Origin of the sequence: Dokdonia pacifica, from assembly GCF_900188275.1 — a bacterium.
In the GTDB taxonomy this organism is placed as follows: Bacteria; Bacteroidota; Bacteroidia; order Flavobacteriales; family Flavobacteriaceae; genus Dokdonia; species Dokdonia pacifica.
In genome coordinates, this window is record NZ_FZNY01000004.1 from 305,941 (window position 1) to 318,988 (window position 13,048).

The following is a 13,048-nucleotide window of genomic DNA, read 5'->3' on the forward strand; positions in this document are numbered from 1 at the left end:
TCAAAAATAAGTATTTTGTAATATAGTTGTTAATTCCTTTTTGGAGATAGATATAAGGATGTAAATGTATCGTAGTCGTATTAAAACTATAAAAGACCGAACAAATAGCTCGGTCTTTTTTTTGAAAATGACTTATTGATCCCCCAATCATAAAGCCATTCTAAGGATGAGTGTTCATATATTAGATACTCCCCTTATCTTATATTTCATTTTGGGTGAAAAGTTTTCATAAAAGTACAAATATCTATTAAAATGATATTTATATATTTTTATTGCTTTCGCGAAAACATTTTTTAGGTTGTTACTTGAGAGCTTTTAAACTTTTGGTAAATGTACTATCAAAAAATAAGGAAACAAATACGTACCTAATGCAAAAAATACGTAGGGGTACGTATTCCTTGAAATTGAAAAAAAGAGGCTGTCTGAAAAGGTGTAATTTTTGTCAAACTGAATTTGTTTCAGTGTTTCATCGAATTAATAATCAACTCTATAAGATTCTGAAATGAATTCAGAATGACGTATTAAATTACTTTTCAGACCACCTCTTTTTTATAAAATGGCTTAGTTAATCCCCCAATCAATATACCATTTTAGTCTTTATTCTTATGTTTTAAAAACACCCAATTATCGTAGGATTAATTTTTTAGTAACCGTATTTCCTTGCGATATGATCTGCATAAAATACATCCCTCTCGCAAGATTATTTAGATCTATTGTTTGTATTTGATCAAAGTTTTGAAGATCAATACGCTTGATGATTTTTCCATTTACATCAGTAATTATAGCATTTTCAAGTGTTGAAGGTCCAGCATATGCCAATGTGATCTGACCCTGTGATGGGTTAGGATACAGGCTAATTACGCTTTCGCGAAAGCTTTCTTCGTCTGCACTCAATACGTCGCGATCTTGGAATACAATCGTGAACCTATCTGTGTGTAAGCCTTTCTGAGCCGTAAACGTATAGGATTGCTCGTTTAAGTTGATGATGGTATTTAACAGATGATCAATGATAAAAACAGATGCATTTTCTATGGCGATTCCTTCAAGATTTCCAATGCTTATGGTGTACGGAGTTTCGGCTTCGATAGACGTTGAGAAGCCAAGCGCAATTTCCATGTCAGCTTCAAAAGCTTCTCTTGCCTGAATACCTAAAAGTTCTCCAGAATCTACCCTTGTAAATAGAGACAAGAAGGTTCCCACTCGCGGACTATCATAGCCTTTGTCAATAGAAGGTGTTGCCTCAGGTGTAAATCCAATACCTGTTTGAGCAATGGCTTCGTCAAAAGCGGTAGTGGTCAAGTTGAGCCATAGCTTATCAATATCAGCACTAGTTTCACTATTTCTAAACCCATCATTATTTCCAGTAACACGGATGCTATTGGTAAATACCACAGGCGTTCCAGCGACCATTTCTGCCTGGTCTGCTTTAATTCCAAACCCTTGTCCAGAAGCCATAAACTGTCCGGGTTCAGTACCCCCATTAACCGCAGCAATTCCCATCATGGCATTGCGGATAGAAATATCATTCATGGAGAAGTTACTGGTTCCAAAACCAGGAAGCTCTGATGTAGGATTGGTAATATGATCCCAATAGTACACTTCATTTACAGCATCATTGGCATTTATAAAAGCAGTCACATCTATCGCCGAAGCATAAGGATTTCCTAACAGATTATAGTTGTTGGTAGTTGCAGGGCCATTATAGTTGATCGGCACCGTAATCGTTCCTGAGTTTAAAGTTCCCGGATTCATAGGACTTTGTGTGTAGGTCAGTGTATATGAACCATCTCCTACATTCGGTTCAGGTTGTGGGAATATGAGTTGTCCAATACCTGCATCTGGTAAAGCGGTAATTCCAGTAACAGGTAATAAGTAATCATTATTATCATCGAGGAAGTTTTCTGCAAACTCAAATTCTGGGAATTCAAGGAAGTCAATTGTAAAAGGTATAAAGTTACTTGGGATGATACTAAAAACAGCTCTAGAATTTCCATAGACTCGATCTCTAGTTTCAGCAGTTACTGGACTACTCATCGCTACAAAATTACGATCGTCTAGGATTGGGGTTGTTTTCGCGACAGCTATAGCTCCATTATTAATAGTAATAGCATCTTCTTGAACTTGCACGACACTTCCTGTGTTAGCTACATCTAGTGTTCCGTTTATAATAATATTATTCTCTACGCTTACAGAATTGTTATCAGTGATGGTTAAGATAGCTCCTGAATTTATGACAAGCTCACAGGCTGTGATGTCTCCAAGCCCCATGGTTGACGTATTGTAATCTTCAGCAATAATCGCTCTTGTGGTTGCATTTGGAGTTCCATTGTCCCAACCTCCTGCTGTTGTATAGGTGGTTGTGGTAGGACAACTAGTCCCCGCAGAAAACACATTCACAAACGCATTGCACGTATTTACATTTCCATTTACGTCGGTTACAGTATATATTACTGGATTTGATCCTATATCTGCTGTCGTAAATGTGGTTTGACTCATCGTGATGGTATTGATACCGCAGGCATCAAAAACAGCTAAATTTTCGTTGATTACCGCAGAACCATCTGATTCGGTAAGGGTTTCGGTCCAGTTTGCAGAGGCAAATTGCCCTTGAAAGCTTGGTTGGAAGTTAGTAATAGTAGTCGTCGCAGGACCAAAGGTGTTGTCTAGCGTAAAGGCTCTAAATCCAAAAGTGTCACCATTACTTAACATTACGGTTTCTGTACCCGATTGATTGAAATCATCACCAGCGATATCCGTTAGTTCTGTAAACACACCATTGAGGAGATATCCGAAAGGGTCAAACTCAGCCCCATCATCAGTTGCATAGGTCCAATCAAAAGTGATGGTTACATCTTCGGTGATAGGTACTGTAATATCAGAACTTCCTGGTAAATTTGAATCATTATTTCCACTTATAAGTACTACTTCAAAAGTTGCTGAATTAGCTAAAACAGTAGCTGGATCTAAAGTAATTGTACCACTCATGTCGAGATCTACGGTAAGATCTTGACAATTAATAGTAGGCGCAATGGAGTCCTCTACCGTAACCATAGTTGTACACGTATCTATATTACCACTACCATCATCTACAGTGAGTGTCACCATCTGTGGGGTTCCTACATCTGCACAGCTAAACGAATTAGGGCTTACACTAAGGTTGATACTATTACAGTCATCTGTGCTACCGCCATCTACATCTTGCGGATTTAGGGTAGCCATACCATTTGCATCCAGTTGTAAGGTAAAAGGTTGACACACTGCAACGGGAGGTGTACTATTGGCTACAATGACATTAAAAGAGCATGTTGCCACATTTCCAACAGCATCTACTGCTTCAAAAGTTACTACAGTAGTTCCTGAAGGAAAAAAACTTCCAGAAGTAGGACCTTCCACTTGTGTGATGGTGGCGGTAGAACAATTATCTATTGCTGTAGGGGTTGTAAAAGTGGCTATAGCACCACAATCTGTTGGATTTGCTGGTTCAGGGACCATAATATCTGTTGGGCAATCTGAAATTACAGGCGGTATGTTTTCAGGACCTATATCTATGATATTCCAATTAAAATTATCTATGATAGATTGTCTAGCAGCTTCTGCAGTACAGTATCCGCTATTTCCTGCATCAAATTCTACATCATTTTGAAGTGTTTGCGTGCTCCAACCTGTGAGCAAACTATCATAATTGTCCGCAGAAAGGGTAACACCAAAAAACATCGCAGTCATATTGCTTACATTTTCTACATTCCAACTTCCTAAATCTTGATCAAAGCTTGTTGCTTCATTGAACATGAATTCCATATTGACAACACTGGCTGTATTTGTTCCCCAAGCTCCAATAGGTATATTAAAAGTGGTTGCGCCAGAAAACATGCCTGCCATTAATTGTACCGTACTCACATCCCAGTTGCTTATATCCTGATTAAATGCAGTAGCTCCTTCAAACATGTTAGTCATATCCGTCACATTTCCTAAGCGTGTTGCCCATTGATCCAGAGGTTGATTAAATGCAGTCGCATCAGAAAACATAAAAGCCATATTGCTTACATTACTTACATCCCAAGTATTGATGTCTCTATTAAAAGCAGTACCTTCAAAAACACCAACCATATTGGTAACTGTACTTACATCCCAGTTTTCTATAGCGCCATTAAAAGCAGCGGCGCCTCTAAACATAGAAGCCATATTATCGGCACTTCCTAAACGAGTTCCCCAAGCACTTAAATCTTGATTGAACGCAGAGGCACCATCAAACATAAAGGCAAAAACGCTTACATTGCTCACGTCCCAACTGCTGATGTCTTGATTAAAAGGTGTGTTTCTAAACATCCCATCGAGATTCTGTACATTGCTCACATCCCAGTCTCCAATATCTTGATTCATAGCAGTGGCGCCATCAAACATTCCTGCCATGCTAGTAACTTGAGATAAATCTGGGGAGTCAGGTGCGTTTATAACCAAATTGGTGCATCCTTGAAAAGCCCTTGCCATCGAATTCCATACCGGGTCTCCCCAATTTTCTACAGTAAGGATTTTCTCGCGGTCTCCTTCATTATTAAAAAATATCGTTGAGAATGTTCCAGAAATCGTTACTGTATACGTTCCAGCTGTGGTATACGTATGAGTAATCGCTCCACTTACATTGGTGTCAGGCGTAGACATATCACCCCAATCTACGGTGTAATTGCCTCCTATGGCAGGTATCGTAATCTGGTTGTCATTAGAAGTGCCCGGATTATCGGTTTTCCAAGTGGTTATAAATTCTGACATTTCAGTAAACACTTCTATGGTATCACTGGCACTAGCAGCGCAGCCGTTAGCATCTGTAAATGTATACTCAATAATGTGTGTACCTACACCAGCTACTGCAGGATCAAAGCTATAGAGGGTTCCACTAGCTTCATTTGTTACACCGGGACCAGCGTATATACCAAAACCCACTGTTTCTGAACTTGCAGTCCCTGTACCTGATAAGAAATCTAGAAGATCTCCACCAATAGTAAAGTCAGTACCAGAGATGAAATTTATAGTTCCTGAAGCACCTATAATTGCAGTATCTGCAACGATATTTGGTGTTTGACCATTATCAAATGTTAGTGTTATAGTGTCGCCCAAAGCGGTTGCATTTACTAAATTTACTGCACTACCACTAGCTTCATTGTTTGCAGTAACGTCTGTGGATAGCATAGCTCCAGCGCCATCAAATACAATATCTCCTCCAATAAAACCTGCAAAACCAAAAACATCATAACTAATATTTAGGGTAACTGTTGTAGATGTAATACTTACCGCTGGTGTACCGCCACTAAGACCTGTTTGTATACCTGCATCTACGGCTAGATTTGGTGGTGCTGTAAAGGCTACTGTTGGTGCAGCAAAGACTTCTATATCATCCATCGCACTAGTTCCACTTTGTGTGTATGTTAAAGTATGAGTTCCAACTCCTGATGTTGTTGGATTAAAGCTATAGGTCATCCCGTTACCATCATCTGTTACTCCTGGTCCTGAGTACACGCCTCCTATAGGCAAACCACCATCGAGACCATTTTGTATTGCTGTTTGCTCGCAGATATCTGCTGGAGCTGTAAATGTGGGTGCAGAAACTTCTAAAATAACTTCTGTTGCTGTATAGTTAATATTCCAATTGTAACCAGCCGGTAAATTTGTGGTTGTAAAAGTACCAGATATTGAATTAGCTGTTAAGATGGTAAAAGTGTCTCCGACACTTGGTGTAAAGCCGTTTACTAAGCTAACATCTAGTGTGCCACTTAAAGTTGCTGCTGCTGTTACGGTTACGGCATCAAAATTTGAAGTGCTTTCTATTTCTGTAGTTAATATTGCTGTGCTTTGGTGTGTATAACCCATATTAAACGTATACGTACCAATTGAATTTCCTGGGCTTACCATACCTGCATTACTAAAATCACCACCATGGCTTATGTTGTCTCCTAATAAGGTTCCACCATTAATTAGAGTTCCTAAAGAAGAAGTATTTAGCGTTGCATTATTGGTAATAGCGCCTGTTGTGGAGTTTGTAAGTATCGCACCACTGCTTATAGTAAAGGTGAAGTTGTTAATATTAAGGAAACCACTATTAGTTAATGTTCCTCCATTTGATATCGTAAAATTTCTAATACTATTTATGGTGCCATCATTGATAATCGTTCCGCCAGATTGAATAGTAAAACTGCTAGCAGGGCTAGCTATCGTTCCAGTATCGGTATTGGTTAACGTACCAAAAAAACCTGCATTAAAAAATGTAATGGAGCCAGAATTGCTAAAGTTTCCTGTTAAGTTAAGTCCTAATAGGGTTAATTGCCCGCCAAAATCATTAATGATACCGGAATTCATATTCACAAATGGAGAACTACTAGACAAATTCATTTCACCTCCAGTTCTGTTGCGAATAACATTTTGATTGTTAAAATCACCACTACCACCACTTGAGAATAAACGATCGTTATTTATAAAACCATTATTGATGAGCATACCAGAATTTATAAAATTGCCGTCATTAAAAATGGTAGAATTGTTCTGGAGGGTTCCTGTTGAATTAATACGAATATTAAATAAAGGGCTTATAGTTGAAAAAGAAGAGGTGGTATTAATAATAAGTATCCCATCAATATCTATTCTTCCTTCAATACTAATGCCACCGCTACCATTAGGCACTGTAGCTTGAGAACCTGCCGAAATAATGGCGGTGTCACCATTAGGTATAAACAGTCCAGGATACGAAGGACTCCAATTTGCAGTATCTGTCCAGTCACCTGTTCCTGTGTAGGTGTATGTAGTTTGTGCCTGTAGCGTATTTGTAATACTGATGATACAAATAAAAACAAGTAGTAGTTTTTTCATAACAATAGGGATGTTAGTTTAGGATGTAAAAGTAGGCGTAAGAGTTTTCTTTACCTATACGTACCTCCTGCAAAAAATACGTAGGGGTACGTAGTATAGAATGAAGATTGTAGATTTCTGATTTTAGATTTTTGAAGTGAAAAAAGTAAGGAGATTGAGTGATTTTCGCTTAAAGCGAAAATAGTATCGAAATGACTGGTTATGAAATTGAATTTGAAAAAGAAAGTGAATAAAGCAACTTAATACGTCATTCTGAATTCATTTCAGAATCTCATCACACTAGTTGTCAAATTTATGGGGTCTTGAAATGCTGAAACAAGTGCAGCACAAGTAAGTTCAAGATGACGTATTAATTAACCTCTAATTCTACATTACAAAATGATAATAAAATATAGAGTAATGTTCTATTGATAGAGTGTTATTCTATTTATGGTTTTACGAAAAGGGATCACATTATGTTTGTCTCTTCGAGCGTAGTCGAGGAGTTTTAGGTATGTATTTTTGCGAGCTCTCGACTGCGCTCGAGATGACAAGTTGAGATTCCCTCCCCTATCTGCCGATAGGCAGGTTCGCGGGATTGAAGAGAATATAAAATCAAAAAAGACCGAACTTGCGTTCAGTCTTTTTGGTAAAATGGTATAGCGATCCCCCAATCCATATTCCATTTTAAGGTTGTGCGTATACGCTTCTTATTATCGTAAGATCAGTTTTTTAACAATAGTATTTCCTTGCGATATGATCTGCATAAAATACATTCCTCTCGCAAGCGCACTTAAGTCCATTGTTTGTGATTTATTGAAGTTACTTAGATCAATGCGTTTGATGATTTTTCCATTCACATCAGTAATTGCCGCATTTTCTAGTGTTGAAGATCCAGTATATGCCAGTGTCACTTGACCCTGTGATGGGTTAGGATACAAGCTAATTCTGCTTTCGCGAAAGCTTTCTTCGTCTGCATTCAATACCTCACGATCTTGGAAAACCATCGTGAACCTATCTGTATGTAATCCTTTCTGAGCCGTAAATGTATAGGGCTGTTCGCTTAGGTTAACAATCGTATCTGACGCATGGTCAATGATAAAAACAGATGCATTTTCTATGGCGATTCCTTCAAGATTTCCAATGCTTATGGTGTACGGAGTTTCGGCTTCGATAGACGTTGAGAAGCCAAGCGCAATTTCCATGTCAGCTTCAAAAGCTTCTCTTGCCTGAATACCTAAAAGTTCTCCAGAATCTACCCTTGTAAATAGAGACAAGAAGGTTCCCACTCGCGGACTATCATAGCCTTTGTCAATAGAAGGTGTTGCCTCAGGTGTAAATCCAATACCTGTTTGAGCAATGGCTTCGTCAAAAGCGGTAGTGGTCAAGTTGAGCCATAGCTTATCAATATCAGCACTAGTTTCACTATTTCTAAACCCATCATTATTTCCAGTAACACGGATGCTATTGGTAAATACCACAGGCGTTCCAGCGACCATTTCTGCCTGGTCTGCTTTAATTCCAAACCCTTGTCCAGAGGACATAAATTGTCCTGGAGGTGTTCCACCATTCACGGCAGCAATACCCATCATGGCATTACGTATCGAAATATCATTCATAGAAAAATTACTCGTTCCAAAACCAGGAAGCTCTGATGTAGGATTGGTAATATGATCCCAATAGTACACTTCATTTACAGCATCATTGGCATTTATAAAAGCAGTCACATCAATTGCGGAAGCATAGGGATTTCCTAACAGATTATAGTTGTTGATTGTTGCTGGACCATTGTAATTGATCGGTACCGATATGGTTCCTGAGTTTAGTGTTCCAGGATTCATAGGACTTTGTGTGTAGGTGAGGGTATAGGCGCCATCTCCTACATTAGGTTCCGGTTGTGGGAAGATCAATTGTCCAATACCTGCTGCGGGTGTTGCAGTGCTTCCAGTTGCAGGCAATAAATAATCATTATTATCATCTAAGAAGTTTTCTGCAAACTCAAATTCTGGGAATTCAAGGAAGTCAATTGTAAAAGGTATAAAGTTACTTGGGATGATACTAAAAACTGCTCTAGAATTTCCATAGACTCTGTCTCTAGCTTCGGCAGTAACCGGACTACTCATGGCGACAAAGTTACGATCATCCAGGGTTGGGGTAGTTTTCGCGACAGCTATAGATCCATTATTGATAGTAATAGCATTCTCATCTACTTGTACGACACTTCCAGTGTTGGCTACATCAAGTGTTCCGTTTATAGTGATATTATTTTCTACGCTTATAAAATTGCCATCTGCAACAGTAAGTATAGCTCCTGTATTTATAATCAATTCGCAGGCGGTGATATCTCCTTCAATAGCTGTTGAATAATTTCCATTTATAATAGCTCTTGTAGTTGCGTTTGGAGTTCCATTATCCCAGCCTCCAGCAATGGTATAAGTGGTGGTTGAGGTACAAAGGTCAACAAATACTTCCATGGTATCACTAGCAGTAACAGCACAGCCATTATCGTCTGTAAAGGTATATGTAATCGTATGTGTACCTGCACCCGCAACTGCTGGATCAAAACTATACAGGGTTCCACTAGCCTCATTTGTTACACCGGGACCAGCGTATATACCAGAACCCATTGTTGCTGTACTTGCAGTCCCTGTGCCCGAAAAGAAATCAAAAACATCTCCATCAATAACCAAGTTAGAACCTGAGAACGTTAAATTTCCTGATGCTCCTATAATAGGGGCATCTGCAACAATGGTACCTGTTGAACCATTGCCAAAATCTAACGTTATTGTAGCGTCCAAAGCAGTTGCATCTACTAAATTTGTGATACTGCCATTACCATCATTGTCTGCAGTAACGTCTGTGGATACCATAGTCCCGGAGCTGTTAAATACGATATTTCCTCCTATAAAGCTTGGAAAGCCACCTACTTCATAATTAATAAATATTGCAACTGTTGTAGATAGTATACTTACCGCTGGAGTTCCTCCATTTAAATCTGTTTGTATGCCTGCATCTAGAGGTAGATTTTCTGGAGCTGTAAAGTCTACTTCTGGTAATGCAAAAACTTCTATGGTGTCTGAAGCAGTCATAACACACTCAGTGTCAAAAGGATTTGTAAACGTATAGACTAAGGTGTGAATTCCAATACCAGCTATCATTGGATCAAAACTATACGTTATTCCATCGCCCGTATCAGTAACTCCAGGACCTGAATAGACACCACCTTCAAATAACCCACCACTTATACCTGTTTGTACAGCTGTATTTACGCATGTATCATCTGGTGCAGTAAATGTTACTGGAGTATTACAATTAACTAGAATTGTTAGCGTAACACTAGTAGGTTGATAATCGATTTCCCAGGTAAGGATATTAGATAGCGGGAAGTTTGCAGTGTCAAAAGTTCCAGAAATGCTGTTTGCTGTTAGAATTGTAAAAGTATCTCCTAATTCTGGGAGATAATTTGGAGAAAGAGTCACTGTAAGATTACCTGCTAATTGTGCTATACCATTTACAGTTACTTGATCATAACCTATTCCTGGTGTAGAAGCATCATCTATTTCAATAAGTAAACTCGCATTATTTTGATTCGTAAAATCATTATCAAAGTTATAAATCCCTACGGTATTATCTATACTTCCAGGTGCTAGTATACCGTCATTTGTTACAGCACCAGTATGTGAATTATTGATTCCAGAAAGCGTTGAGTTTTCATCATTAGAGAAAGTTCCAGTATTTGTAAAATCACCATTGTTTTCATAAATAGCACCAAATATATTTTCAAAGCTATTATTGTTTGTGATTAACCCTTGATTCACTAGAATAGCATTATCAAACTCTTCTCCGTTTTGTAGTAGTGAATTAATAGTAATAATTCCCGTAGCTGTATTATTGAGGATGCCCACATTTTCACCATCCCCTTCTAATAGATTGAGGTTTCCATTATTAATAAACTCACCATCGCCAGCATTAATAAATGGAGTGGGTGAGTTCGTCGTATTTGCTCTTTGGATAGTAATAGTCCCATCATTTTGAAATGAGAAACCACTATTAGGAATATTGGATAGTTGATCACCAGTCATACTAATGGTTCCAGAAGCCGTATTGATGATATCTCCTCTATTTGTTAGGCTTGCTCTTGTTTCTATACTGATACTCGTATTATTTATTATACTGGCACTGGTTCCTGGACTACCACCATCAGAAAAATTTTCTATGAAACCATTATTCTCAGCTCGTATCAGCCCATTATTTGTAACAATTCCAAGTTGATTCCTAAAAATCCCTGAATTTTGAGAATTAAAAAAGTCGCCTCGTATTAATAGCTCTCCTCCTGCATTAATATCTATTGTGCCTCCCAAATTTTGTAATATTCCAAAATTAACCGACAGTGCGCCAAAAGTATCAATGGTTATATTTCCTTCAGGTTGGTTTGTTAATCTAGAAAATGATGCTTGCTCTATAAAAAGTCTACCAGCACCAGTTTCAGAAATACCCGTAAGAAGTATCGAGCCCGTATTGTTTAAAACTGTTCTTCTCAAGTTGAAACTCGCATTGTTTATCATAATACTCCCACTGTTTTCTATGTTAGATACACCTGTGGGACTGGTTCTTATTATTATTCCATCATTGAGCACTTCTATGTTGCCTTGATTTATAATATCTCCATCATTAATCAAAAATGAGTTATTAGTAATTGTGGCCATTGGATTATTATTAATAGTTCCATTATTTTCAATAATAAAGTCATTAACGATGGTTCCATTATTCGTAAAATCTATACCATTTATATTCATTCTTCCACTTGCAGTAGGCACTGAAGGGACATCGTCATTAGTTAGCGTACCATTATTGGTAAATACACCTACAGAATTAAGGGTGCCATTATTTATGAAACTTGAATTGTTGATAACTGTTCCATTAACTTCATTATCTAATATTCCAAAACCAACGACCGACATAGTTGCGTTATTGGTGATAGTGCCTTCATTAGTAAAAACCCGTGTAGTATTAAGCAAGGCATTGTCTTGAAGGAGTATGCTTCCTGCATTAGTGTTTGTAAAAGCATTAGTATTATTTTCAAATGTCGCTCCATTAAAAGTTATGGTAAGTACCCCATTATTAGTAAAGCTACTGCCAGGTGCATTCGTAAAAGTGACAGGATTGAATATATCTACTTGACGTGGTCTCATTAGTATACTGGCGCCAGCGTTATTAATAAATGTACCCGTATTTGTAGCTGTAATAGAACTTTCATAAGCCTGAGGAGAAGCATCAAAGCTATCAAAATTTAATGCTCCAGAATTTGTAAAACTACCAGAATTTGAAAAGGTAGCAATACCTTGCTCAGTTAATCCAACAGCTGGTGAACTAGATGGTCTAACAGATAAACTCCCAGCATTAATGAAAGTACCCATATTTTCAAAGTTATGAATCCTTCCTATTTGACCCTGATTGTCAATAAAACCTTCATTTATTATCTGATAATTGATAAATTTTTCATCTGCGACAAGCCTACCCCCATTTATAATGTTCAGTTCACCTGATTCTGTATTTATAAAAAATATTGCATCGAAAAGAAATTGTGATCGAGTAATCGTTCCCCCATCGATATTGACAGTTCCTATATTAACGATTCGATTCATTATATGTCCAGAAGCAAATTGACTATAAGCCAATGACCCGGTTATATTCATTGTTCCAAAAACAGTTATAGCTCCAACAATAAGAGGTAAAGAAGTAGCTTCAGTCGTTGGTAAACTCATAGTGCCATCAATTTGTAAGGTTCCTATTATAATAAGTTGAAACGAATCATAATTGATTGAACTTCCGCTTGGTATGATAACGGTTTGACCAGGATAAATCATGTCACCAGGTGAGACTCCACCTACCCAACTAGCATTATCAAACCACGAGCTGTGATTTCCTGGATTTACAGTAAATGTTTGAGCTGTTAGGTTGTTTACCATAAAGATAAGACCGATAATAATAAGTAGTAGTTTTTTCATAACAATAGGGATGTTAGTTTAGGATGTAAAAGTAGGCGTAAGAGTTTTCTTTACCTATACGTACCTCCTGCAAAAATTACGTAGGGGTACGTAGTGAGGAATGATGAATGTAGAACGACGAATTCAGAATTATGAAGGAAAATGAAAAAATAGAAGAGAATAAAGAAAATAGATTTAAAAAAGCTATCTAAAAGCAATTTAATACG

The 13,048-nt window shown here is 37.8% G+C and carries 2 protein-coding genes; both read right to left on the bottom strand.

Features of this window, described 5'->3' with window-relative positions:
* Positions 1–624: 624 nt before the first annotated feature.
* Positions 625–6,855, bottom strand: coding sequence for a BspA family leucine-rich repeat surface protein (locus tag CHB80_RS13750; RefSeq protein WP_089372068.1), 6,231 nt, complete (start codon positions 6,853–6,855; stop codon positions 625–627).
* 692 nt (positions 6,856–7,547) lie between these two features.
* A complete protein-coding gene (locus CHB80_RS13755; protein WP_089372069.1) occupies positions 7,548–12,842 on the bottom strand; it encodes a T9SS type A sorting domain-containing protein in 5,295 nt (1,764 codons plus the stop codon).
* Positions 12,843–13,048 lie beyond the last annotated feature (206 nt).

What these genes read in the sequence shown, in the direction of transcription:
- CHB80_RS13750 (WP_089372068.1), bottom strand. Translation starts at nt 6,855, where the DNA reads ATGAAAAAACTACTACTTGTTTTTATTTGTATCATCAGTATTACAAAT.
- CHB80_RS13755 (WP_089372069.1), bottom strand. Translation starts at nt 12,842, where the DNA reads ATGAAAAAACTACTACTTATTATTATCGGTCTTATCTTTATGGTAAAC.